Raw genomic sequence first — 25035 nt, forward strand, 5'->3', positions numbered from 1 at the left:
GCATCAATCCTTCGGTGCCGACGCGGCGGCCGGCGGCTTCACCGGATCGCCGGTATACGGCGACTGGCCCTGCCCGAGGAAGCGCCGCCGCGTGGCCTCGGACACGGCGTTGCACTGCGCATCGCCGACCTTGGCGTGGTCGGCCTTGCAGGCCTCGCGCAGCGCCCGCAGTCGCTCGGGGTTGGCAACCAGCGACTCGACGCTCTCGATGGGTGGTGGCTTCTTGTCGCAGGCGGCCAGCGCCAGCGCGCACAGGGTCAGGAGAAAGATTCGTCGCATGGCGGCCTCTCCTTCAGTTGCTGTAGAAGTTGACGGCGGCGGGCGTGTACGGCGTGCCGTCCCCCAGGAAGCGACGGCGCACCTCCCGGGCGCGCTCCTGCACGGCGACCTGGCGCGCCTGTTCGAGCGCGGCAGCGCGGTCCTGCGTGATCTGGAGCTGCTGCGCCTGGATGGACTGGCGCGACTGCAGGGCCAGCAACTGGTTGGTCGCCTGCATCGCCTGCAGCGCGCCCACGGCCGACTGGCTGCGGTTCACGAGCTCGGTCAGCGTGCGTTCGTCGGCTGTGAAGTTCTGCACCGCCTGCGACTGCACCTTGGTGGTGGTGCGCAGCGCTTCGAGCGAATTGTGCCAGCGCGAGCGCGCGTCGAGCGCCATCTGCGTGCCCGAAGTCGCTGCGGAGTACGACTCGGGATAGAGGCGCCGGAACTCGGTCTCCATCTGCGAGACGTTGAAGGCCAGCCCCTGCGCCTGCTGGATGAGCTGGTTAGTCGCAGAGAGCGTTGCGCGCAATTCGGCCAGTGCGCTGAAGTCCAGGCCCGTCAGGTTCTTCGCCTGGTTCATCAGCGATTGCGCCTGGTTCTGCAACTGCTTGATCTGATTGTTGATCTGCTCTAGCGTGTTGGCCGCCGTCATGATGTTCTGCGCGAGGTTGGTCGGGTCGATCACCACCCACTGCGCATATGCACCGGGTGCCAGCGTGATGAGGATGGCCGCGGCGGCGGCCAGCAAGGTCTTCTTCATGGCTCAATCTCCTGAAGTGAGGGGAACGAAGGGATGAGGTCGGTGGCCCAGTCCAGGCCGCTGTGGCGCAGCCAGTGGGCTGCGAAGTCCTGTGCGCCGTGCGCGGCTACCACGGCGTCGATGTCGCGCTGGTGTTCGGGCGTCGAGGCGCCGGCAAAGGCGAGCGCCACCGGCCCCAGGTCCAGGTCGAAGACCCGGTTGCCGAGACGCGACTGGTAGTAGTAGTCGCGCTTGGGCTGCGCCTGCGCGACGATCCCGATCTGCCGGCTGTTGAGCCCGAAGCCCTCGTAGATCGTGCGGATCTGCGGCTCGGTGGCCTGCGGGTTGGGCAGGAAGATGCGGCTCGCGCAACTCTCGATGATCGCGGGCGCAATGGCCGAATCCTTCACGTCGGCGAGCGACTGCGTGGCGAAGACGATTGACGCATTCTTCTTGCGCAGCGTCTTGAGCCACTGGCGGATGCGCGCGGCGAACACCGGGTCGTCCAAGAACAGCCAGGCCTCGTCGAGGATCAGCAACGTCGGCGCGCCGTCCAGCCGTTCCTCGAAGCGGGCGAACAGGTAGCGCAGCACGGCCAGCACCGCGGCCTTGCTGTGCATCAGCTCTTCCATCTCGAAGCCTTGCACGTCGGCGCCGCCCAGCCGGTCGTGGTCGGCGTCCAGCAGCTTGCCGTGCGCTCCGCCCAGCACGTAGGGCGCGAGCGCCTGGCGCAGCATGTTGGACTGCAGCAGCACCGACAGGCCCGTCAGCGTGCGCTGCTCTAGGGGCGCGCTGGCCAGGCTGCCGAGCGCGGACCAGACCGCTTCGCGCTCCTCCGGACCTACGGCCACGCCCTCGTGGATCAGCCGGCCCTCGACCCATTCGGCCGCCCAAGTGCAGTAGCCCTCACGGTCGATGCGCGCAAGCGGCTGGAAGGCGATGTCGCCGTCGACGCCGAGGTCATAGTGCTCTCCACCCAGGCCCAGGATGGTGGCGCGGATCGAACGGCCCATGTCGAAGGCGAAGATGCGCGAGCCAGCGTAGCGGCGGAACTGCAGTGCCATCGTCGCCAGCAGCACCGACTTGCCCATGCCGACGGGGCCGACCACCAACGTGTTGCCCACATCGCCGATGTGCGTAACCAGCCGGAACGGCGTCGCGCCATCGGTGCGGGTGACAATCAGCGGCGGGCCGTCCAGATGCGCGTTGCGCTCCTGCCCGGCCCAGACCGCCGACACCGGCATCAGGTGCGCGAGGTTCAGCGTCGAGACGATGGGCTGACGCACGTTGGCATAGGCATGGCCGGGCAGCGAGGACAGCCAGGCCTCGACGGCATTCAGCGTTTCGGGAATCGTCACGAAGCCGCGCCCCTGGATGACGCGCTCAGCGGCACGCAGCTTCTCGTCGGCCGCTGCCGCATTCGTGTCCATGACGGTCACGGTGGACGTGACGTAGCCGTAGGCCACCTCGTCGCTGCCCAGTTCCTGCAGCGCCGCATCGGCATCGGCTGCCTTGTTTGCGGCGTCCGAATCGACCAGCGGCGACTCCTGCTGGAAGATCGTCTCGCGCAGCAGCGCGACGATGTTCTTGCGCTTGGCGAACCACTGGCGTCGCAGCCGGCCCAGTTCGCGCTCGGCCTCGGCCTTGTCGAGGAACAGGAAGCGCGTGCTCCAGCGGTAGGCGAAGCCCAGGCGGTTCAGCTCGTCGAGCAGGCCCGGCCAGGTCGAGGTCGGGAAGCCACGCACCGTGAGCACGCGCATGTGCCGCGCACCCAGCATCGGCGCCAGGCCGCCCGTCAGCGCTTCATCGGCGAGCAGCGCATCGAGGTGCATCGGCACCTCGGGCACTGCGACCGCCTGCCAGCGCGTGGACACGCTGGCGTGCAAGTGCGCGAGCGTCTGTGCATCGTCCAGCCAACCGATCTCGGGCATCACGCCTTCGAGCAGGCCGTGGAAGCGCTCAGTCTCGGCGACGAAGCCCTGCATGCGCTCGCGCCAATCGACGCGGCGCTGGCCGCGCGTCTCGCCGGCGTTCTCGTAGAGCAGGCCCGCGGCGCGCGAGCGCGATTCCTCGGGCGGCAGGTAGAGCTGGGTCACGTGGTAGCGGCTCTCGAAGTGGCTGCCGGCTTCCTCGAACCCGGCGCGGCGCTCCTCATCCACCAGCCAAGACAGCGGCTCCGGGAAGGCCGATCGCGGATAGTCCGCAGCCTCACGCCGTTCGGCTTCGACGAACAGCGCCCAGCCCGAACCCAGCCGACGCAGCGCATTGTTCAGACGCGCGGTGGTGGCCACTAGCTCACCAGCGGTCGCGCTGTCCAGGTCGGGGCCGCGGAAGCGCGCGGTACGCTGGAACGAGCCGTCCTTGTTCAGCACCACGCCGGGCGCGACGAGACCGGCCCACGGCAACCAGTCGGCAAGCAGCGCGGGACGCTGCCGGTACTCTGCGAGGTTGATCATGCCGTTGCCCTCAGGTATCCAGCAGCACACGGTGCTTGATGTGCCGCGCGAACACCTGCATGAATTGCGGGTCCGCGCGCGCACCCCACACCGCGAGCGAATGGCCAACGATCCAGAGCACGACGCCCGGAATCCAGAGCTGCAGGCCCAGGCCCACCGCCGCTGCGAGCGTGCCGTTGGCGATCGCCACGGTGCGCGGCGCGCCGCCCATTAGGATGGGTTCGGTCAGGGATCGATGCAGAGGAACTTCGAAGCCCGGCACATCATGCGAGTTCATGTGCGGGTTCATGCCAGCACCGCCCCGCCGGTGAACGAGAAGAACGACAGGAAGAAGCTCGACGCGGCGAATGCGATCGACAGCCCGAAGACGATCTGCACCAGCTTGCGGAAGCCCCCGCTGGTGTCGCCGAAGGCGAGCGTCAGGCCCGTGGCGATGATGATGATCACCGCGACGATGCGCGCCACCGGCCCCTGGATGGATTCGAGGATGGACTGCAGAGGCGCCTCCCAGGGCATGTTGGAGCCGGCCGCGTGCGCGGGCACCGCGAACGCCAGCAGCAGCGCAGCCAGCAACAAAATTTGCAGTGCGGGACGCGGGCGCCCGGTGTGCAGAAACGGATTTACGGAAATGCGCGAAGTCGTCATGACGGCTCTCCTGGAAGTGACGGCAGTGAGGGAAACGATGGCAATGGCGCGGGCGCCAGCTCGTAGCTGAGCTGGTAGCCGTTTGCGTCGAGACCGAGGACACGCGCGATGGCCTCGACGCGGCGCGTGCGGCCGCGCCCGGCGATGAAGACGATGACGTTGATGGTCTCGGCGATCAGCGCGCGCGGCACGTTCATCGACACCTCCTGCACGAGCTGTTCGAGACGCGTGAGCGCGCCCACCGCCGAGCCCGCGTGCACAGTGGCGATGCCGCCCGGGTGGCCCGTTCCCCAGGCCTTGAGCAGGTCCAGTGCCTCAGGGCCGCGCACCTCGCCGACGACGATGCGGTCCGGTCGCAGGCGCAGCGTGGAGCGCACGAGCTCGGTCATGCTGACCACGCCAGGGCGCGTGCGCAGCGGTACGTGATCGTGCGCCGTGCATTGCAGCTCCACCGTGTCTTCAAGCACGATCACGCGGTCGCCGGTGGCGGCCACCTCGTCGAGCAACGCGTTGGCGAGCGTAGTCTTGCCGGTGCTGGTGCCGCCAGCGATCAGGATGTTCTGACGGTCGCGCACGGCCGCGCGCAGGAACGCGGCTTGGCCGTCCGTGAGGATGCCGTCCGCTACATAGTCTTCCAGGCGGATCAGCGCGACGGCGCGCTTGCGCAGCGCGAACACGGGTCCCGGCGTGACCGGCGGCAGCGCGCCTTCGAAGCGCTCGCCGGTCTCGGGCAGCTCGGCGGTCAGCAGCGGCTTGTCCGCGTGGACCTCGGCGCGCACGTGCGCGGCGATCAGGCGGATGATGCGTTCGCCGTCGGCCGGCGACAGCGTGACACCCATCGGTGCGCGGCCGCTACCCAGCCGATCCAGCCACAGCGAGCCATCGGGGTTCAGCAGCACTTCGACCACATCGGGATCGGCCAGCGCCTGCGCGATTTCCGGTCCCATCGCCGTGCGCAGCATGCGGATGCGACGGTCCAGCGCCAGCGAGGCCGGCGCGACGGGCTTGATCGGCTCGCGCGGCGCTCCAGTCATGAAGCCGCCTCCGGTTTGCTGCCGGCCGGAGTCGCCGGCCGACCGTCTCCAGGGGGTGTCCCCACAGGATCACCCCACCCGAAGAACTGGCTGTCTTCGGGCTGGATCTCCTCGTACACGTCCTTGACCAGGCTGCGCCCACGCAGCAGGTGGCGGCCAAGCTGTTCGATGAACTGCTCGAAGCGGGCGCGGCCCTGGGCGCGCGCGGCTTCCTGATGTGCTTCGGGAATGGACGTGGTGACGGTCAGGAAGTAGCGCACGTACAGCGCCACGGTCTCGATGAGGATGTTCTGGTCGCGTTCGAGCTTGTCGTACTGGCGCGAGAGGCGGTCCAGCCGCTTGCCGATGGCGGCCTCGCGCTGGTCGCCGCTATCGGGCGAGAGGAACGAGGACAGCGCGGCGGCGATGATCGAGGACTTGGAGAGACCCTTCATCGTGGCCAGCTCGTCAAGCCGGCGGGCGTGGTCACGCTCCAGAAAGACGTTCAGGCGAGCGCGGCTCATAGTGCGATCCCATCATCGGGGTCGAGTGCAGCCAGCCGCGCAGCACGCTGCAGGCGCGGGTCGAGCTGCGTCGGCAGGGGAAGCGGCGAGTCGTCGTCGTCGAGCAGGCCAATGTCGTCGGCACCGGGCTCGGGCTGAGGCGTGTAGGCCACCTCGTCCAGCTCGGGCTGATGCGGGCGGCCGCCGTCATCGACGGTGCCGGCCTGGCCTGCCAGCGCCATGTCCAGGATGGGCGCGGCCAGCGGCGCAAGCCCGCTCCAGTCGTCGGCCCGCGGCGCCGGGGCGTCTGCATAGTGGCCGGCAGCGGTGAGCAGCGGCGCGGGCTTCAAGCGCACCGTGAAGTTGCGGTCGAGGTAGTAGCGGATCTTGCGCGCCTTGATTGGTGCATGGCCCGCGACCATCACCACAGCCTCGTCGGGCGGAAGCTGCATCACTTCGCCGGGCGTGAGCAGCGGCCGCGCCGTCTCCTGGCGCGACACCATCAGATGGCCGAGCCACGGCGCGAGCCGGTGGCCGGCGTAGTTGCGCTGCGCGCGCAGCTCGGTGGCGGTGCCCAGCGCGTCCGAGATGCGCTTGGCCGTGCGCTCGTCATTGGTGGCGAAGGCGATGCGTACGTGGCAGTTGTCGAGAATGGAATTGTTCTGGCCGTAGGCCTTGTCGATCTGGTTGAGCGACTGGGCGATCAGGAAGGCGCGTAGGCCGTAGCCGGCCATGAAGGCCAGCGCGGACTCGAAGAAATCCAGGCGCCCGAGCGCCGGAAACTCGTCGAGCATTAGCAGCAACTTGTGCTTGCGCGCGATGCCGTCGGAACCGTCGAGCGATTCGGTGAGGCGCCGGCCGATCTGGTTGAGGATGAGGCGGATCAGCGGTTTGGTGCGGCTGATGTCCGAGGGCGGCACTACAAGGAACAGCGACACCGGATGCTGCGCAGAGGTCAGGTCCGCGATGCGCCAGTTGCAGCGCGAGGTGACTTCTGCCACGGTGGGATCGCGGTACAGGCCGAGGAAGCTCATGGCCGTGGACAGCACGCCCGAACGCTCGTTGTCGCTCTTGTTGAGGACTTCCCGCGCCGCGGATGCAACGACTCCATGCGGGCTGTCGCCCAGGTGCTTCGTCGTCATCATCCGATGAAGCGTGACCTCGAAGGGGCACACCGGGTCGGACAGGAAGTTGGCGACGCCGCGCAGCGTCTTGTCCTCGCCGGCATAGAGCACGTGCAGGATGGCGCCGACCAGCAGCGCATGCGAGGTCTTCTCCCAGTGGTTGCGCCGCTCCAGCGCACCTTCGGGATCGACGAGGATGTCGGCGATGTTCTGCACATCGCGCACTTCGTGCATGCCTTTGCGCACTTCAAGTAGCGGGTTGTATGCGGCCGACTTCGCATCGGTGGGGTTGAACAGCAGGCAGTGCGAGAAGCGCGACCGCCAGCCGGCGGTGAGCGCCCAGTTCTCTCCCTTGATGTCGTGGATCACGGCCGAACCCGGCCAGGACAACAGGGTCGGCACCACCAAACCCACGCCCTTGCCCGAGCGCGTCGGCGCAAATGCCATCACGTGCTCGGGACCTGCATGGCGCAGGTAGCTGTCGTCCTTGCGGCCGAGGAAGACGCCGGCGGGGCCGATCAAGCCGGCCTTGAGAATCTCTTCGCGGTCTGCCCAGCGGGCGGAGCCATAGGTAGTGACGCGCCGGGCCACGCGCGAGCGCCACACTGCCATGCCGATGGCCACGCCCGTGGCGAGCAGGCCACTAGCCGCAGCGATGGCTCCGCCGCGCAGGAAGATATCCGGCGCGTAGGCGTCGTACCAGTACCACCACTCGAACAGCTTCCAGGGCTCGTAGACCGGCAAGCCCGCGACGTCAGCCCAGGCCGGCCCCAGCCGCGGCTGATACCCCAGCACATGGGCCGTCCATTGGGTGGCACCCCATACGCCGCCCAGCGTCACACCGAGCACGGCCGCGATCTGGCCGAGCAGGATGCCCGTCTGGACGCTCGACGTCCCGCCTTCGCCATTTCCGGATCGAACTTCCATGTCCATTCCCTTCGGCGCTTGATTGCGCCGTGCGTATGTGCGCCCGATGGCGCGCATCGCACGAGTCTGGAATCGATGGGCCGCGCGGTACACCCGCGAGGGCGTAGCTCAGCGAAGGCTGGCGGGTACGTCGCGAGAAAACGCAGTCGGCTGGCTGGATTCCAGGAAGCCGAGGCCGGAATTGCCCCAGCCTTTCAGACCGTAAGCATCCCCGGCAAGAAGCCCGGCGTCCAAGACCGATTCGGCGCTGGCATGCGCAAGATCGCCGCGGACGGTAACTTTCATGACAAAGTGCGGATGTGGGCGAGGAACCGCTGCAGCGGCTCGGCGATTCCAAAGCGCTGGTGCTTGTGAAGCACGAACGTGGTGATGTGTTCTTCCTCTGCCAGCGGCACCGCGAGCACGTCGTCACGCTGCAGCGCCCATGTGTGACCGGCATCGGCCAGACCCACACCCGCTCCCGCTGCAATGCGGATCACATACCCTGAAAGCGTGCTGGCAGCCCCCGCAAAGGTCACCTGCTCCTTGTGCTTGTCTACGATCGTTCGCATCTGCCTGAAGAGGCCGGGCACGCGCTCCTCGTTGCAAGACAGAAGCGGAAACGCAAGCAGTTCTGGCAGGAATATCTTCGAACGCTCTGCAAGTTCGTGGTGGCGTGGCAGTAGCGCCATGACGTTGTAGCGCCATGCAGGTGTCTGGGCAATGGCTTCGTCCTCCGGTACACCGAAGGAGAAACCCAAATCGACTTCCTCGTTCCTGAGCGCGTTGGCCAATTCGCGAGCCCGCATTTCCGCGATCTCAAGCGGCACCTCGGGTGCAACCAAGCGCCAGCGGTTAATGCATTCGGACAATCTTGGCTGTGAGATGCCATCGGCCACACCGATGCACAGTGGCGCACGATATAGGGCATGAGTGTGTCGAACTGTCCTCTTGACGCGCTCCAACCGGACCAGGAGCTTGCGACATTCCGTCAGCATCTGCAGCCCAGCCGGCGTAAGCTGGAGCCTGCGCGGCAGGCGAACGAGCAATGGAACACCGAGTTCCTCCTCAAGATCCCGGATAGCCCGGGACAGAGGACTCTGGTCGATGTGGATGCGCTCGGCGGCGCGCCGAAAGCTCAGATCTTCGGCGACGGCAACGAAGTAGCGAAGGTGCCGAAATTCAATCATTCACGCCTTGCCATAGCATGCCCACCGCGTTGAACGCGTCGGTTTATTCATAGTCGCTCGGACGTGCGAACGAAAGGTCGAACTGACGCATTGCATTCATTCAACTCTAGGGATTTCCTCCTTCCTCCCGCGAGCGGGGCCGGCCGCGCCGTTTGCTTTATAGATCCAAGACCAAGCGAGTCGTCTTTGCGCGGGAGCAGCAGGGCGTGAACTGGTCGTTCGCGGCATGTTGCTCGGCCGTAAAGTACAGATCCCGGTGATCAGGAATTCCCACAAGCACGCGCGTTGCGCATGTGCCGCACACGCCCTGCTCACACGAGCTGGCTACTTCGATCCCCGCTTCTGTCAGCGCCTCGAGCGCCGTCTGCCCCTTCCGGACGGCGACAATTCGTCCAGAGCTTGCCAATTGAAGTTCGAAGCCCTCGTCGCTATCCGCACTCACGGGTTCTGCGGAAAAAAACTCATAGTGAAGGCAATGCTCTGGCCAGCCTCCGGCCCGCGCAGATGAGAGCACGGCATCCATGAAACCCTTAGGGCCGCAGACGTACAGGTGAGTACCAGACTGCGACTGGGCGAGTTGACGTTGCATGTCAAACTTCTGCTCCGCCACGCCGTCGTCAAAGTGAAAGTGAACCTTTTCGGAAAAGTGAGAGCCTGCGATGCGCTCCCTAAATGCGGTCCGGTCAATCGACCGCGTGCATAAATGCAATTCGAATGACGCTTCACGGATCGCAAGACTTTCTGCCATGCACAGGATCGGCGTGATGCCGATACCGCCAGCCAGGAGCAGATGCCGCTCGGCATCGTGCGCCAATCGAAAATTGTTCTTCGGCGCACCGATGGTCAGCGTATCCCCCACCTTGACGGTCTCGTGCATTGCTTTCGACCCGCCGCGCGATGAAGGCTCTTTCTGGACGGCAATCACATAGCGATGCGTCTCGGCCGGACTATTGCAGAGCGAATACTGACGCGTCAATGATTCGCTCACTTTGACATCAATATGCGAACCTGCCGCGAAGACAGGCAAGCTGCCACCGTCGCAGGCGACCAACTCGAAGCTTGCGATATCTTGCGCCTCCTCGCATTTGGCCGAAACCCTGACGTTAATGTATTGTGAAATTTCGTTCTTCATTCGAGATCTCCTGGTGCCCAGCTCATCGCACTGTCATCTAGACCGGGAGCCATGTAAGCCAAAAACAGGTGCTGTTGTCTGCTATCGATTTATCAAGCTCGCTGCGACATTTTTTAATAAGCAGTCCGCGCGAGCTAGCTCAATCAGGCCAAAGCGCAACGAGTACTGCCAGCCTCTAGCAGGCCAAAAAAAACAGAAGGGCAAAATTAATTTGAACGCGCGCTCAAATCAAGCTTGACGTTCCAGACAATTCATTACCTCTCCCGCCAAGAAAACGACGCCCCGTCAACGTGCCGAAAATCTCCAAATATTCTTTAATAACATCACCTCTCCATGCGACGTACTGATCTGGACGAATGAGAACATATTTTTTCTCGTAAAGGGCGGCGATCTTTGCATCGTCAACAATAACAACCGACAGCGGAATCTTCTCCTTTGCTGCAAAATCTCTTAATTCAACTGTTTCCGCAGAAGCTCCGACAAAAGATAAAAGCGTGTAACCGTGACCAAAATGGTCGTACAGGGAACTGCCATAGTCCTGCCCGTGGTGAAGCCAGGCGTGCGGAGCCAAGCTGCCGGGACGTGAAGACGGGATATATGTTGAAGAATCCTCCTTACTCAGTAGGACCGGATCTTCAAAAGATATGATCGGGGATTTTTCATAGCGACTTCCCAAGACAATCCCGAGTGATTTAAATTCACGCGTCTTGTGCTCGTATATCTTCTTTGCACAAGCTTCTCGTGCGGCCCGCCCTTTCTCCGAAAGATCTTCGAGATTTGGCGTCACCAAATCCACTGTCCGAACCGAATGATTTAGTACGGCCTCTTCGACGACTCGCTCATGCACTGCACGGCGTTCGATCTCATACGAGCTCAGTATGTCGCTTCCAGCCCAACCGCTTATAACTGCGGCAATCTTCCACCCAATATCAACAGCATCTGCAACACCCAAGTTCATACCGTACCCACCATAAGGCGGATGCAAATGACACGCATCTCCTGCGAGAAAAATTCGTCCCTGGTTGTATTTATTGGCAATTAATTCGTGCGCTTTCCAGTCTTCTATAGCGAGAATTTCAGGCTCAATGTCGCTACAGCCTGTAGCTTCTCGTATAAGTTCAACAGGTGGCAGTCTAGACATGAATGATTCGGGTCCGTTTATGTACCATACATCATCGTCATCCATCGGACCAAGCACCGCAGGAATTGACTCATTAACAAGCCAATACATGATCGCGGGACCCAGTTTCGTGCGCTTTCTCAGTCCTTTTTGACGAAAAATCAGCATCCGGTTGACGGATAGCCCGCCTTTTCCAGTCATGTTGGCACCGATTAGGCCTCGCACCGTGCTGCGCGCTCCGTCGGCTCCAATCACATACTGAGAGCTAACGGCATTCAATACTCCTTGATGTTCGATGGTCGAAATTACTTCCGACTCATGGCTGCTTAACTCCGTCAACCGAGCCCCAAACTCAATACGGACCCCCGGGATGTTTTGCGCGTGCTCCAGAAGCACCGCTTCCAATTTGTATTGCGGTATCCATTGAGCATGCGCAGAATAAAGATTGTCGCGAGCGGGCGAGCAGTTGGCAGCATTTGGAATACGCGCAATTTCGATTCCTGTCAAACGCGTTGCAAATGAAATATCGCTGGGATATTCAAGTCCCAGAGGAGATGCAGCACGAAGATGGTCCAAGATGCCCCACCGCCGCAAGTGCTCGCAGGTCCGGACGTTGGTTGTTTTCGCCCTAGGAGCTCGGCCAATTCGGTCAGCAGCTTCAACAAGCGTAGTCTTTACCCCTCTGCTCCCCAATTCGATTGCTGCAGCAAGGCCGACTGGCCCGCCACCAACTATTAGAACTTGTGTATTGTCAATCATATTTTATTAGGCTCAACTCGTAGTCAGTTCAGAAATACACCCATGGTCAAGTGCGCCGTGATAGGACTCTGGGCGTCTGTAACGTCATCCTAGTTGGACTCCTGACGCTGGGTAGATGGCAAAATATTGAAATTGATCACCAATAGTTATCGACAGGCGCAACGAGGAGGTATAACTTTTAGGAATCACATGCCGGATACTGGCATCTTTCGGTTAACGATTTGCTGAACTATGATGATGACTGTGATAATAAATAGGAGACACAATTGCACCGAATCATTGCGATCATTCTGTTGACGCTCAGCACAAATGTCTTTGCCGAATACCCAAATAAACCAATTAGGCTGATAGTTGCTTCATCCCCAGGCAGCGCTCCGGATCTAATAGCGCGTTTGCTGGGTGACAAGTTGGCCCAGCGATTAGGTCAGCCCGTTATCGTTGAGAATAAGCCGGGTGCTGGCGGCGTGATTGCAATGCGCCAACTCAAACAGGCGCCGGCTGACGGCTACACCTTGAGCATCGTGCAAGCTGCCGCAGCAGTCGTGACGCCACTCACCTACAAGCAGGCCAACTACGATATTGATAAAGACTTCGACATTGTTGGCACGATCGCAGATGGCCCGATGATGATCGTTGCCGGGCCATCGTTCCAAGGGAAGGGCTTCGCGGATTTCCTCAAGCAAGCCCGTGAAAATCCCGGAAAGCTCACAATCGGAAGCTCAACTCGCGGTTCAATTCCAAACTTAACGAACGAATTGATGGCGGCAAAAGCTGGGGTAGATTTTCAAGTAGTAACTTTCTCTGGGTCAGGCCAAGGAATTCAGTCGACAGTCGGGGGCGACGTGATGTTGTTCACGGACGGGATTGCTCCCCTCCTATCGTTGGTGAAAGCGGGGCGGCTTCGCGCACTCGCGATAGCGGCGGAAAAACCGGTAGCGGGGCTCGAAGATATCCCATTAGCCAAAGAATTTATCCCCAACTTCGCGATGTCCGGTTGGGCAATTTTGGTGGGTCCGAAGGGACTTCCTCCCCAGATCACAGCGCGACTAAACGCTGACATGAATCAGGTAATTTCGCTAAATGAATTTACGCAAAAACTGGCGGAGCTCGGCCTCTTTCCAAAGGTCGGCAGTTCGCAGAATGCGAAGGACTACGTCAAGGCGGCTAAAAGTGAGCTCGAGAAAGCCATTAAGCAGGCAGGAATTGCTCCTGAGTAACTAGAAGGTGAATTATGTTCTTGAAAAATCAATGGTACGTAGCAGCGTTTTCAACCGAAATCACGGCGACCCCACTCAGCAGAACTCTGCTCGGGGAGCAGGTCGTCATGTTTCGTATTAATTCCTCGAATGTAGTCGCGTTGGAGGATCGGTGCTGCCACCGGGGACTACCATTGTCCAAAGGGGTAGTGGTGGGAAGCACGATTCAATGCTCTTATCATGGCTTGAAATACGATTGCAGCGGTGCGTGTGTCCATATTCCGAATCAGGAAAAAATACCAAGCTCCGCACGTGTTAAATCCTTCTCCGTAGTGGAACAGGACGGATTAGTATGGGTCTGGCTGGGTGCAGCTGAAGGTGCACAAGGGCAAAACCCAGATCGGTATAAGTGGCACACCGAGGAAAAATGGGCCCATAAAGGCAAGAAGAACTATACACGCGCGCCGGCGAGCATGCTGATAGATAACCTGCTCGATCTATCACATGTTGGTTATGTTCATGGCGGAACGATTGGAGTTGATCCCAAATCCCACTCCGCCGCAGAAATGAATTATGAACCGACTGCATGGGGCATAGTCATGAGCCGGAAAATGCGTGATGCCCAGCCCCCATCGACTTATGTAGCTGCGGCGGGATTTCAGGGGAAAATTGATAGATGGTCTGACACCGAATTTCGGCCCGCCTACATCACAATTTCCGCAGGGGCCAAAGACGTTAACCAAGGCGCGTTCGAGGGGAACCAAGAAGGAGCATTTTGGTTAAAATCTCTGCACGCAATTACGCCTGAAACCGAGTCCACAACCCACTATTTCTGGACCATCTCCCACCGAGTCCGCGATGACATGCCTGGGCTTACTGAGTTTTTATTTCAAGAGATTGATAAAACGTTTGCAGAAGACAAGGAAGTTATTGAAGCGCAGTCGAACAATTTGCTCCGAACTCCTGATCGGCCGCTGATCGATGTTAGAGCCGATGGCCCGTCTCTCCTTGCACGACGCCTGATAAAGAAATGGAAGGAACAAGAGCGCGAGCAATCCACCTCTGAGGGGACGTCATTAAGCGCATTATAGGTTTATGACGGCACAGATCTTAATGGTCTTCGCCGCTGCTTGGAGTAGATAAAGCGTTGCTGGACGACCTGATTTGCGGGTGCTATGATCTGAGGTCAGTTTTTCTGTTTGAGAAGCCCGGAAATGCAATAATCCAAATAAGGGTCGAAATTGAAGCTTCAGCAGTTGCGTGACTTTATTACCGTCGCCTCAACTGGCAGTTTGCGGGCTGCCGCTCGACAACTGAACGTGACGCAGCCCGCGGTTACGAAAAGTATACAGCTACTGGAAAAGGAAATTGGGTGCTCTTTGTTCGACCGCGCTGCAAGAGGAGTGTCTCTTAATGGTGCTGGCCGATCCTTTCTGCCAAGGGCACAAGCCGCGCTGAACGAGTTGCTACGTGGCGTTCAAGAAATCAAAACCCTAAATGGCGAAAAAGGCAGTGTGAACATCGGAATTTCCGCCGCAATTTCGCTAACGTCACTGGGCGATGCGCTTAAAGACTTCAGAAAATCGTTTTCCGATGTAAACGTGCGATTGATTTCTGGAGCGTTTTCAGTGATGTTCACTGAACTTCGTGCTGGCGCGCTGGATTTTTCAATTGGACCGCGTCCGCCAGAAGCACTAGGCGGTGAATTTTCTGTTGAGCACCTGTTCACCAACTCGCGCGCGGTGGTCTGCAGACGGGGCCATCCGCTAGGAGATTCCACTTCTTTGTTGGATTTGATAAATGCGGAATGGCTTGTCTCCGGCGTTATGGGGCTCCCAGCGGTCGAACACGATCAAATTTTCCTAAATTTAGGAATTCCAGTTCCACACACTGTAATTCAGTGCGAGTATCCGACTGCCTTGCTGGCATTGCTGGCAGAGACCGACATGATTTCTTTCCTGCCTAAACAATATGCTGCAGATAGCAGTTTCTTGAGGCATGTGCTTATGGAAGTTCCGGTTCGCGAAGAATTGCCAAGAACCGATATTCTTTTGATAAAGAAAAGTGGAATTCCGCTTACGCCAATGGCTGAATATTTACTTACCGTGATAAAGCGGCATATCCATTACGATGCGTTATGAAGTCGGCTTGCGGAGGACGGGCTACTTAAGGGGCTTTAGAAAGTGCCAGTGTCAAGTCTCTCGCGCAAGACGCAGGATCTAAAACTATTCGGGACAGTAGGTTGGCTGTTTCGGGATCACTAGCCACATAAGACCGTCGTGAGAGAAAGTTGGATGTATCGTTCTGGATTGCCGTTGAATGGCGAGCCTTTCGCATCCTCATAGCCCGAAGCTCGGTGGCAACAAGCATAAAGAACGCGTAGCCCTTCGGTTGCGCGTTCGGCGGGTGCCGGCGGATAGCGTGCGACGCATCATCTCGGCTTCGATGGCGCGCTTCGGGTCGCCGTACCCTTCCTGAATCCAGATCCTCGGATCGGAACCGAGGCCGGATGCGGTCGCATGCATCGAGGCCAGGATCTCCTCTAAGTCGGATGAGAGCGCAGACATCCCAAGCCAGCGCAGGGCCGTCCAAGTGCGGCACGTAGAGATACGATACGCGAGGGCGGGATACCAAGCATCGGGCCTTCGATCAGCCATGAGGCGGCCTTCTGTACTAACAGTAGCGTCGCCCACGGGCGTTGAACTGTTGAACTGGCCTACGAGGGCGATCGCACGCGCAACGCCGGCCAGCTTCCGGCGCAGGTGAGAGTTGGACTGTTTTGAAGGATTGCAAAGAGCCGTAGGCGCGTGTGCGATGTCCTGCGTGCTGCAGAGCCAATGGCATCGATGTTCGCTCAGCCGCCCAGCTGGAGGGCTTACGCAACTGAGCGTTTTGATCTGTTGGCTGAGCAAATCAGGCAGCAATCGGCAGGCCAGTCAGTTTCTCAAGTTCTTCGCGGCTCAAACCGTCGACTAGGTCGACGAGCTTCAAGCCCTGCGGTGTGCATTCGAGCGTCGCGAGGTCCGAATAGACGCGCTTGACGCAGCCGATGCCGGTGAGTGGATAGGTGCACTGTTTCACGAGTTTGCTAGTGCCCTGCTTGGTCAGTAGGTCCATCATGACCCAGGTCTGCTTGGCGCCGATCGCGAGGTCCATCGCGCCGCCGACGGCGGGAATCGCGTCCTTCTCGCCCGTGTGCCAGTTGGCGAGGTCGCCCGTGGCCGAGACCTGGAACGCGCCCAGCACGCAGATGTCGAGATGGCCGCCGCGCATCATCGCGAAGCTGTCGGCGTGGTGGAAGTACGAACCGCCCGGCAGCAGCGTGACAGGCTGCTTGCCCGCGTTGATGAGGTCGTAGTCTTCATCGCCCGCAGCGGGCGCCGGGCCCATGCCGAGGATGCCGTTCTCGCTCTGCAGGATGGCCTCGCGGCCGGCCGGCAAATGGTTGGCCACGAGCGTCGGCTGGCCGATGCCGAGGTTCACCACGGCGCCGTCGAAGATGTCTTGCGCGACGCGTGCGGCGAGCTCGTTCTTGCTGCGGCGCCGGTAGGTTGCTGTGGTGGTCATGGTCATGCCGCTTTCTTGAAACCGCCAGCCTGCGTGGCGACCCGTTCGATCTGGACGACCTGGTGCACGAAGATGCCGGGCGTCACGATGGTTTCGGGGTCGAGCGTGCCAAGTTCGGCGACCTCGTGCACTGTGGCGATGGTCTTCTTGGCGGCCATGGCCATGACCGGGCCGAAATTACGCGCGGCCTTACGATAGACTAGGTTGCCCCAGCGATCGCCGCGCTCCGCCTTGATTAACGCGATATCGCCGTGAATGGGGTATTCGAGCACATACTGCTTGCCGTCGATCTCGCGGGTTTCGCGGGTGCTTGCGAGGCACGTGCCATAGCCCGTCGGACTGAAGAACGCGCCAATGCCAGCGCCGGCAGCACGGATGCGCTCGGCAAGGTTGCCCTGGGGCACGAGCTCTAACTCGACCCCGCCTCTGCGATACAGCTCATCAAAGACATAACTGTCAGCGGACCGCGGAAAGCTGCAGATGACGCGTCGCACCATCCCCGCTTCCAGCAGCGCAGCGACACCCGTGTGTCCGTTGCCGGCATTGTTGTTAACCACCGTCAGTTCACGCGGCCGCAGCGCAATCAATGCTGCGATCAATTCCTCGGGAACACCGGCGGTGCCGAATCCACCTATGAGGACAGTTGAGCCATCTGCTGCATGGCCGATGGCGGCGGCCGTTGACTCGGCGATCTTGTTTATCACTGCTGCTATCAATCCGAATGATTTGGAGGGAGAACGATTTGATACGCTCCGGTTCTACACATACCGCGCGCAGCTCGGAGCCGAGCGCATCCAAGCCTCTTTAATGAGGATGCGCGCGTTCCTATAAGTCTCGCTGGGAGCAGCTAGCATTAAGCTGGACGTGGCCCATTTGTTCTCTGGCCCTGGGCACTAGAAGGCGTGCCTCACACCAACCATGACGCCGGTTTGAGATCCTCCTATGACGTTGGGAAGACCCGGAAAAGCGCTGACTGGAAGCGCAAGTGATCCGCTGTTTTGGATGTGCCCAACGGTCCCGTAGAGGACCGAGCGTTTAGAGAGGAAATAGCTAGCACGGAGCACGGCAAGGCGTGCTCCATTGGCAGAGTTTTTGTAGTCAAGCTTGAATAGCTGCGACTCAAGCAGCCATGGTCCGATGGTGTAACCACCTCCGAGCCACCACATGTCACTCCTCGGCGACGTTGAGCTCCCCTCGTTGTCCCTTCGAAGGAGGCCGGCCGTGAGCTTGACGTCCCCAAACTTCACGTATCCGTTAAGAGTAGCTCTTGTGTCACTGAGTTTGCTGTTGGTCAATCCACCGAATGCCCCCGGTCCGCCGTAGATTCGGTCGGCACCCAACGCTACGCCCCAAGAAGTGGCGTCATACTTGATCATCCCCGACAGAGTCCGGCAAGCGCGTGAATCTGACGGCAGTTCGCCGGGGCAGTTTGTTCCACCTGGGCTGTTGGTATTGATGACGTCTCGCCCAAGGCTATAGAGGGCACCGATCGTAAAGGCGCCGAACTTGCCTCGATACGCAATGGAGTTGTCGGCACGGCTATTAGGGAGGTACGGATCCAGCGAACCGGAACTATACGCACCTGGCCCCATAGTGTCAGTTTCAGTCATCGACAGATTGAGGTACGTCAGCTGACGACCTAGAGTAATCGCGCCCCAATCCCCTGAGAGTCCCAAAGTAGAGGTTCGACCGAAACCACGCCCCCCGTTGCCGATCGTCCCCGTGTCAGCATTTATTCCCATCTCCAAGGTGAAGTTCGCTTTGGTGCCGCCGCCGAGATCTTCGGTTCCGCGAAAGCCAAGTCGGGAAGGAAGTGTCCCGAACTGCATGCGAGTCCCGCTGATCGCGGGGCGACCCTCGCCGCTTACGTGCTCCACTCCAAGATCGATAAGGCCGTAGGTTTGCACGCTGCTCTGCGCATGCGCGCTCACGATTGAATTGCCCACGGCGATGATCATCAAGACGCTCGCAAGAGCGCTTCTTCTTTGCCTCATGATTTCTCCATTTTTTTGACTATCACGCTTCGCCACGGAGCTCGGAAACGACCTCCACGCACCGAAACGCGGTTCAGTTGAGAGCAGCCGTCAGGCACTCGTCTTCCTCTACCCATGCGCGGTGCGTACGGTATCCACGGACCTTCGCGGCCATAAGATGCCGATATCTCTCTTGTGATTGCTTGCGGTTATCTCCGGGGTCAACCCGAATAGAAGAACCGAGACTGCGCTGGGCATGCGTTTCGTGGCACTTGCCACGATGGAGCAGGGGCAGCCACCCTATTGGTCTGCGTCTGCGCGGATGGCTCGAGCGGCTGGGAGGGCAGAACGTCACATTCCGCGTTGGCCCAGGATGCGCACGAGGTCGTGTGCGAGGCTTTCATCGGTCGGGCCGCCGGCGAGGCGCTGGGCGACGATCTCCACGAGCGTGGCTCTCTGGTAGTCGACTACATCGATGGCCCCACGCGCCATTTAAAGTTGCCGACCGGTATCGACCTTAGAGACCTGCCCATAGACGCCGTCGTGCAGGCGGGACAGACCGGCCAAAAAAAGCATGTGGGATCGCCAGTGCGCAAGACACGGCGGAAGCTCACGGGCCGCACAACAACTACTGATCCGCGCTCGCAGCGCAACCGGGCGAATCGAAGGGCACCATCGCTGCATGGCAAAGATCCCTTCTGCGGCGAGCAAGCCGATTCAGTAGGCGCTGGCGGGTTGGGCAACTGCTGTTTAAGCCGCCCTGCAAGACATTGATCGAGTTGCAAAGGGTGGTCAGTCAAACCCTGCAGTTACGGGCGAATTGATCGCCGCGGTTGAAGCTGCTCGTCAGCGATGCGACGAGGCAAATCCTTGTGATGCGCCCCTGGACGTGCCGCCTCGAGTGGATACGCGCTCAGCAAGTCACCGAAAGGAGTTGGATCCATTCCCCTCATCAGGACAATCTCGGCCTCTGTGAGGCTCACACAAGATGAGTTGGCCGGACGCGTACCCCAAGGAGGCTTAGAGGCCGCTTCGAGCAACTGTCGGCCGGCCGCACGATCTTCTTCTCGAAGAACGTTGACCATCCGAATCAGTAGCGGCGATGAACGCCTAATCTTCTCAAACTGGACGCTCGGCCGGACTCGCGCGTGCGGCGGGTTGTTGGGATCGAATTCAAGGGCTCAGTTTGCGCGCGCGTCTAGCGGCCGGACCCCCACTTGCGCGCTGGACGCTAGTCCGGCTTCTGTCGACCTCCTCCATGGCTCGCGTGCTGCCGCGAATCACCAGTTGCGCAGCCGAGATCGAGCTGTACGGCGCGTAGACCGGATTCTTGGTCTTCAACTGGTGCAGGAACCACAAACCGCACGCAGTTGCCAGTTCCGAGACTGGCAGCGCCAGGGTGGTAAGGCCCGGCCCCCACCACCGAAAACTCAGTTCATCGCTGAATCCGACGATGGACAGGTCGCGTGGAACGGCGATGGCACTTTCGTGCGCCTCCTCTAGCACACCGTAGGTAATCTGTACCGAACCAAGAACGATCGCAGTCGGCGGCGCCGGCAACGCAAGAAGACGTCGCAGCGCACTGCGGCCGACCTCCGACGAAGAAGGCGGTCCAACCTCCTCGCACGCCAGTCTCGCCGCCTTGGTGCCCCGCAGCGCGTCGCGAAATCCCTGAAGCCGCGCCGCCCCTGTGGACAGATTCGGCGAACCGCCGATGTATCCAATGCGCTCATGACCTAGTCCAAGCAGGTGCTGGGTGGCCAGATGAATGGCGCGACTATCGTCGATTGCGAAGCTCTGTTCGCCCAGGGAAGCATTTTTGCGCAGTAGTTGGATGCTGCGCATGGACGCCAGCAGTCGGACCGACTCCGCCATGGGCTTGGCGCTGGGCACGACGATCACGCCCGAGGCGCTGGCGCTGGAAAGCTCGCGAAGATGCCGGCACTCGACCACTCGGTCGTCATCGGTCTCGCACAGCATAAGCTGATAGCCGCCCGCCTCTAGACACTTAGACAGCGCATGTGCAGCTGTGGAATAAAAGCCATTGCGGATGTCCGGGATCAGCAGCCCCACAAGTTGGCTCGACGCGCCACGCATCATTTGCGCTGCTCGATTGGCGACGTAGCCCAGTTCGGACGCGACATCGGCCACGCGCTTTCGGGTCGCCAGACTGATTCGGGGGTCGTTGCTCAGGGCGCGGCCCACTGTAGAGACAGAAATCTGCATCTTTGCCGCGACGTCTTTTGCTGTTGCCATAGATCCTCAGAGTTTTGCACACGATAGCATCCCACACCCCGTTCAAAGGGGTGGTCAGCTTCTTCACGCCATCGAGTGCTAACGATTGCGCAAATCTCATTCTTGTGCGATGCTCCGAGCGTTACTGAAACTTGGAATACCTCATGAGCGACTTCGATCAGGAACTTCAGCGCTTGATTGCCATGCAGCAGTGCGAGCAAACGATCCTGCACTTCACGGCATATTTCGACGCAGGCGAATACCTCGAGATGGAGCGCTACTTCTCAACCGATGGCGTATGGAAGTATCACGGGGGCGACATCTGCGGCGTGGAGCAACTTCGTGAGCGCATGGCTGCGCGCAAGCCCGATCGCCTGATGCGGCATGTGATTTCGAACATGCGCGTCACCTTGCACAGTCCTGAGCATGCGACTTCCGATTCCTATGTGACTCTCTACATGCACGTGCACGGCGACGCCCCGCCTCCCGTCCACGCGCCGCTCTCTGGCCCTATTGTTGTGGGTCGCTATCGTGACGAATTGCGTCGTATCGCGGGAGCCTGGAAGATCCAGGTGCGCCACCCTGTGCACGACTTCAAGTGCAGCCCCTGAAGGGCACGGCCTTGGAATCACGGCCAGACGTACTCAGGCTCGATCGCCTTGCTGGTGCCGTCGCACTTTCGTTGCGAGGCAAATCGCCGGAACCATCAGCCAAGGGCCCTGTAGGCGAGTCTCGTCGCACAATGGAAGAGGCGGGGATTCGGCGAGGCGATCAACGCATGCGAGCCAATCGAAGATCGCGCGAGGCGCAACGTGCTGCAGCAACTGTCACGAGCGCGATGCACGGCGAGTCGCATCTGTCGACACCTGGCGTTCTCGCCTACGTCGCCCTGTCGCGTCGCGTTCACCCCACTGGGGATCTCGAAGCGCCTAATCTCCTGAAAGACGCAACTTCGCCATGATGATCGTTGGCCTGTGCGGCAGCCTCCGTAGCAAGTCTTACAACATGTCCGCGTTGCGCGCGTGCGAAAAGCTCATGCCAGCCGGCATGACATTGGAGATCGTTGGGCTGGATGACATCCCAATGTACAACCAGGATCTGTTCGACGCTGGTCTGCCGCCCTCTGTCCGCGTGCTTCGCGACAGGATCAAGTCGGCGGATGGAGTACTCATCGTCACCCCTGAATACAACTTCTCCGTCCCTGCGGTCCTTAAGAACGCCATTGACTGGTGTTCGCGCGCTCCCGACCAGTCATTTCAGGACAAGCCTGTAGCAATCTTCTCGGCCGCGACGGGGCCACTAGGAGGTGCGCGCGTCCAGTACGACCTGCGTCGGATCCTGCTTCCGCTTTGGGGATTCGTGCTCCCTCGCCCCGAGGTGTTCATCGGATGCGCCGCCGAAAAGTTCGATGACGCCGGCAACCTGATCGACGCGACCACCGCCAAGTTCATCGCGCAGCTGCTAGCCAGCTTCGAGCTGTGGATCCGGCGCAATCAGTCCTCATAAACAATTTTTCACGGTGCCGCGACGGATCTTTCGCGCACTATGCTATCGTTAGCACATTCAATGTTAGACCCCGGATAAGGAAGACAAAGGCATGAAACTCGCAACAGTGAAGGCTGGACAACAATCACGATTTGGCGCCATCGTGGACGGCGGCTTCGTCGATCTGCAGGCCAGGTTTAAAGGCAAATGCGCTGACCTGCGCGACCTGTTGGCACAAGGTCTAACCGACGAAGCCGCACACCTATGTCAGGCCGCGCCGGTGGACTTTTCACTCGCGGAGATTGAGTTTCTGCCCGTCAATCCCCGTCTTGATGCACGAGTGTTCGCTCTCGGCTGGTCGTACCGATCGCATCAGCTCGAAACGGGCAAAGACGAACCCGAGTTCCCCGTTCTCTTCAGCAAGCACCCCCAAGCGATCGTCGGCCACGGGCAGCCACTTATCTACCCGGCGCCGAGCGAAAAGTACGACTACGAAGGCGAGATCGCCATCGTCATCGGCAAGGCCGGCCGCAACATTCCCAAAGACCGATGGAAGGACTATGTCGCCGGCTACAGCATCTTCATGGATGGCTCGGCGCGCGATTTTCAGAAGCACAGCATCACCGCTGGCAAGAATTTCGATTCAAGCAGCGCATTCGGTCCCTGGCTCGTCACAGCCGACGAGATAGGCGATCCCGCCAAGTTGCACTTGACCACTCGCGTGAACGGCCAGGTCCGCCAGCAAAGCGGCTTCGACTGCATGGCATGGGAGCTCGGCTTCTTGCTGAACTACATCTCCACCGTATGTCAGTTGGAACCTGGCGATGTCATTTCCACCGGCACGCCTTCGGGGGTCGGTGCACGCCATGATCCGCCACTGTTCATGCAAGTGGGGGACACAGTGGAGGTCGAAGTTACCGGCATCGGCACGCTACGCAACGTGATCGTGGCAGCTGCCAAGCAGGTCTGAACCACGCTTGACGAGAGCCTCACATATGACCAATCACGAACACAGACCCTCGATTTCGCCAGACCCGGTGAGCCCTTCAAGGTTAGCCCACATTGTCTTTCGCACGCGTCAGTTGAAAGTCCTAGTTGACTGGTACTGCACCGTGCTCGGCGCGCACGTCGTTTTCGCTAGCGAACGAATCGCCTTCCTCACCTACGACGAGGAGCACCACCGCATCGCGCTGATCGGCTCCGACGAACTCGCGGACCGACCACCCTCCCCCGCCGTCGGCTTCTTTCACGTCGCCTTCACCTACGAGGGTCTGCCGCAGCTTCTACAGAACTATGTGCGCCTGAAGGCGGCCGGCATCCTGCCGCACCGCACCATCGTGCATGGCCCCACCGTCTCGATGTACTACAGCGATCCGGACGGCAACGAGGTCGAACTACAGATTGACGTGTTCCCGACGGCCGACGAATCGACGGCCTGGATGCAGGGCGAAGCCTTCACCAACAATCCCATCGGGATTCTGTTCGACGCGGAAGAGATGCTAAGCCGCTACGAAGCTGGCGAACCGATCTCGAGCCTCACCCGGCGCGCCGACGCCTAGGAGCACGGCGGCAGAAGGATTCCAGAGTGGCTGCCCAAGGTTCAGCCTCTCAGAGTCGCGCAGGCGCGATTCTCTTAGAAGTGCCAGCGGGTCAAGGGCCCCGGAAGGCACAACTTTCCGCGACGGGGCGCTTCTGCTGTGCGCGCTCCTAGGTCCCTCACACAACGACTCCGGAGACAAGCATGTTTTCTCTCTCGCGGCCGCGCCGCAGCGTTCTGGCGTCCCTTGGGCTCGCTGCGAGCCTGCCCGGCTTGGCCTTGGCGCAGCCCGCTACCGCCTTCCCCGACAAGCCGATCAAGTTTTTGGTTGGCTTCAGCGCCGGCGGCGGGGCGGACGCCGTAGCACGCTTGATTGCGACGAAGATGGCGACAGTACTGGGTCAACCGATCGTGGTCGACAACCGCTCAGGGGCCGGGGGCGCGATTGCCGCCGAAGCAGTGGCCAAATCCACTCCGGACGGCTCCACATGGCTGCTCGTGCCTAGCGGCCACGCGACGCAAGCCGTTTTGCGCAAATCCCTGCCCTTCCACCCAGTCCGCGATTTCACCTGGGTGTCCACGATTACCACCTATCCGATGCTGATTGGCGTCCGGCCGGATTCGCCGTACAAGACCTTTGCGGACGTGCTCAAAGCGGCCAAGCAAGGCGCGGGGACGGTCAGCTACTCCTCCGCCGGGGTCGGTACGGGTCACCATCTCCTGGGTGAGTGGCTCAATGCGGAAGGCAACGTCGCCATGACGCATGTTCCCTTTAAAGGCGGCGCGCCCGCTCTCAACGAAATCGTGGCCGGCCGGGTGGATCTGTACATCGAGACGATGACGCTGGCGCTGTCGAAAGTGCAATCCGGCCAGATCCGCGCACTGGCGGTGAGTTCGGCGCAGCCCTTCCCCTTACTGCCTTCGGTGCCCACCCTCTCTGCCACCTTGCCGGCCGTGCAATATGAATCCTGGCTGGGTATCTCGGTGGCGCCGAACACGCCTTCAGTGATCGTGAACCGTATCAACGCCGAACTGCGCAAGGTGCTCGCGCAGTCTGAGGTCCAGCAGAAGCTTGCCGAACTTGGCGGCCAAGCCGCGGGGAGCACCCCCGAGCAGTTCCGTGAGCAGGTTGAGCGCGACATCACCAAGTTCGGCGCGATTGTTGAGACGCGCAAGATAGAGCGCGAGTAGGAG

25 protein-coding genes are annotated in these 25035 nt (G+C 60.6%); 9 read left to right on the forward strand and 16 right to left on the reverse strand.

Annotated features, from left to right (window positions below; all coding sequences use genetic code 11):
• Nucleotides 1-3: 3 nt before the first annotated feature.
• From BM109_RS00840 to BM109_RS00890, 12 genes are all read right to left on the reverse strand, one after another.
• Nucleotides 4-279, reverse strand: a complete 276-nt coding sequence (locus BM109_RS00840; RefSeq protein WP_093339674.1) for an EexN family lipoprotein — start codon at nt 277-279, stop codon at nt 4-6.
• 13 nt (nt 280-292) lie between these two features.
• Entirely contained in the window at nt 293-1021 is a 729-nt protein-coding gene (gene trbJ / locus BM109_RS00845) for a P-type conjugative transfer protein TrbJ (RefSeq protein WP_093339676.1), read from the reverse strand.
• Nucleotides 1018-3456 (reverse strand): conjugal transfer protein TrbE, encoded by a 2439-nt coding sequence (gene trbE, locus BM109_RS00850; RefSeq protein ID WP_093339679.1) that lies wholly within the window; start codon nt 3454-3456, stop codon nt 1018-1020. The genes trbJ and trbE overlap by 4 nt, the downstream gene beginning before the upstream one ends.
• A 10-nt stretch (nt 3457-3466) precedes the next feature.
• Nucleotides 3467-3733 carry a VirB3 family type IV secretion system protein gene (locus BM109_RS00855; protein WP_093341191.1) on the reverse strand — a complete coding sequence of 89 codons (267 nt, stop codon included), beginning with the start codon at nt 3731-3733 and terminating at the stop codon, nt 3467-3469.
• Between the two features lie 8 nt (nt 3734-3741).
• A complete protein-coding gene (locus tag BM109_RS00860) occupies nt 3742-4101 on the reverse strand; it encodes a TrbC/VirB2 family type IV secretion system protein (RefSeq protein ID WP_093339683.1) in 360 nt (119 codons plus the stop codon).
• Complete coding sequence (gene trbB / locus BM109_RS00865; protein ID WP_093339685.1) at nt 4098-5135, reverse strand: P-type conjugative transfer ATPase TrbB; 1038 nt, start codon at nt 5133-5135, stop codon at nt 4098-4100. The genes BM109_RS00860 and trbB overlap by 4 nt, the downstream gene beginning before the upstream one ends.
• Entirely contained in the window at nt 5132-5638 is a 507-nt protein-coding gene (locus tag BM109_RS00870; protein ID WP_256222243.1) for a CopG family transcriptional regulator, read from the reverse strand. Before BM109_RS00870 ends, trbB begins: the two co-directional genes overlap by 4 nt.
• Nucleotides 5635-7668: a conjugal transfer protein TraG gene (locus BM109_RS00875; protein WP_093341193.1), complete on the reverse strand. Its 2034-nt coding sequence runs from the start codon at nt 7666-7668 to the stop codon at nt 5635-5637. Before BM109_RS00875 ends, BM109_RS00870 begins: the two co-directional genes overlap by 4 nt.
• A gap of 108 nt (nt 7669-7776) precedes the next feature.
• The gene (locus tag BM109_RS41095; protein WP_177239213.1) at nt 7777-7953 is read right to left on the reverse strand and encodes a hypothetical protein; all 177 of its coding nucleotides are present in this window, start codon (nt 7951-7953) and stop codon (nt 7777-7779) included.
• Entirely contained in the window at nt 7950-8837 is an 888-nt protein-coding gene (locus BM109_RS00880; protein ID WP_093339688.1) for a LysR family transcriptional regulator, read from the reverse strand. Before BM109_RS00880 ends, BM109_RS41095 begins: the two co-directional genes overlap by 4 nt.
• A 157-nt stretch (nt 8838-8994) precedes the next feature.
• The gene (locus BM109_RS00885; protein WP_093339691.1) at nt 8995-9969 is read right to left on the reverse strand and encodes a PDR/VanB family oxidoreductase; all 975 of its coding nucleotides are present in this window, start codon (nt 9967-9969) and stop codon (nt 8995-8997) included.
• A gap of 223 nt (nt 9970-10192) precedes the next feature.
• A complete protein-coding gene (locus BM109_RS00890; protein ID WP_093341194.1) occupies nt 10193-11848 on the reverse strand; it encodes an FAD-dependent monooxygenase in 1656 nt (551 codons plus the stop codon).
• Between the two features lie 266 nt (nt 11849-12114).
• On the opposite strand from BM109_RS00890, the gene BM109_RS00895 reads away from it, so the two are divergent.
• The 3 genes from BM109_RS00895 to BM109_RS00905 all read left to right on the forward strand — a co-directional run bounded on the left by BM109_RS00895 (nt 12115) and on the right by BM109_RS00905 (nt 15185).
• Nucleotides 12115-13065: a Bug family tripartite tricarboxylate transporter substrate binding protein gene (locus BM109_RS00895; protein WP_093339693.1), complete on the forward strand. Its 951-nt coding sequence runs from the start codon at nt 12115-12117 to the stop codon at nt 13063-13065.
• 14 nt (nt 13066-13079) lie between these two features.
• Nucleotides 13080-14135, forward strand: a complete 1056-nt coding sequence (locus BM109_RS00900; protein WP_093339696.1) for an aromatic ring-hydroxylating dioxygenase subunit alpha — start codon at nt 13080-13082, stop codon at nt 14133-14135.
• 150 nt (nt 14136-14285) lie between these two features.
• Nucleotides 14286-15185 carry a LysR substrate-binding domain-containing protein gene (locus BM109_RS00905; protein WP_093339699.1) on the forward strand — a complete coding sequence of 300 codons (900 nt, stop codon included), beginning with the start codon at nt 14286-14288 and terminating at the stop codon, nt 15183-15185.
• Between the two features lie 772 nt (nt 15186-15957).
• On the opposite strand, the gene BM109_RS00910 is transcribed toward BM109_RS00905, so the two are convergent.
• From BM109_RS00910 to BM109_RS00920, 3 genes are all read right to left on the reverse strand, one after another.
• Nucleotides 15958-16617, reverse strand: a complete 660-nt coding sequence (locus BM109_RS00910) for a 3-oxoacid CoA-transferase subunit B (RefSeq protein ID WP_371268766.1) — start codon at nt 16615-16617, stop codon at nt 15958-15960.
• Complete coding sequence (locus BM109_RS00915) at nt 16614-17315, reverse strand: 3-oxoacid CoA-transferase subunit A (RefSeq protein WP_093339704.1); 702 nt, start codon at nt 17313-17315, stop codon at nt 16614-16616. Before BM109_RS00915 ends, BM109_RS00910 begins: the two co-directional genes overlap by 4 nt.
• A gap of 189 nt (nt 17316-17504) precedes the next feature.
• On the reverse strand, nt 17505-18569 hold the full coding sequence (locus tag BM109_RS00920) for a porin (RefSeq protein ID WP_256222368.1): 1065 nt from the start codon (nt 18567-18569) through the stop codon (nt 17505-17507).
• A 441-nt stretch (nt 18570-19010) separates the two neighbouring features.
• On the opposite strand from BM109_RS00920, the gene BM109_RS41775 reads away from it, so the two are divergent.
• Complete coding sequence (locus BM109_RS41775; protein WP_371268777.1) at nt 19011-19358, forward strand: hypothetical protein; 348 nt, start codon at nt 19011-19013, stop codon at nt 19356-19358.
• A gap of 399 nt (nt 19359-19757) precedes the next feature.
• Here BM109_RS41775 and BM109_RS00925 read toward each other — a convergent pair whose 3' ends face one another.
• The gene (locus tag BM109_RS00925) at nt 19758-20840 is read right to left on the reverse strand and encodes a LacI family DNA-binding transcriptional regulator (RefSeq protein WP_093339708.1); all 1083 of its coding nucleotides are present in this window, start codon (nt 20838-20840) and stop codon (nt 19758-19760) included.
• A 143-nt stretch (nt 20841-20983) separates the two neighbouring features.
• Here BM109_RS00925 and BM109_RS00930 point away from each other — a divergent pair, with 143 nt between their 5' ends.
• The 5 genes from BM109_RS00930 (at nt 20984) to BM109_RS00950 (ending at nt 25032) form a co-directional block, all read left to right on the forward strand.
• Nucleotides 20984-21430 (forward strand): nuclear transport factor 2 family protein, encoded by a 447-nt coding sequence (locus tag BM109_RS00930; RefSeq protein WP_143129048.1) that lies wholly within the window; start codon nt 20984-20986, stop codon nt 21428-21430.
• 346 nt (nt 21431-21776) lie between these two features.
• A complete protein-coding gene (locus BM109_RS00935) occupies nt 21777-22325 on the forward strand; it encodes an NADPH-dependent FMN reductase (RefSeq protein ID WP_093339713.1) in 549 nt (182 codons plus the stop codon).
• A 91-nt stretch (nt 22326-22416) separates the two neighbouring features.
• Nucleotides 22417-23274, forward strand: coding sequence for a fumarylacetoacetate hydrolase family protein (locus BM109_RS00940; RefSeq protein ID WP_093339716.1), 858 nt, complete (start codon nt 22417-22419; stop codon nt 23272-23274).
• 25 nt (nt 23275-23299) lie between these two features.
• A complete protein-coding gene (locus BM109_RS00945) occupies nt 23300-23863 on the forward strand; it encodes a VOC family protein (protein ID WP_093339718.1) in 564 nt (187 codons plus the stop codon).
• Between the two features lie 182 nt (nt 23864-24045).
• Nucleotides 24046-25032, forward strand: a complete 987-nt coding sequence (locus BM109_RS00950; protein WP_093339721.1) for a Bug family tripartite tricarboxylate transporter substrate binding protein — start codon at nt 24046-24048, stop codon at nt 25030-25032.
• The last annotated feature ends 3 nt before the right edge of the window (nt 25033-25035 follow it).

Source organism: Variovorax sp. PDC80 (assembly GCF_900115375.1).
Taxonomy (GTDB): domain Bacteria; phylum Pseudomonadota; class Gammaproteobacteria; order Burkholderiales; family Burkholderiaceae_C; genus Variovorax.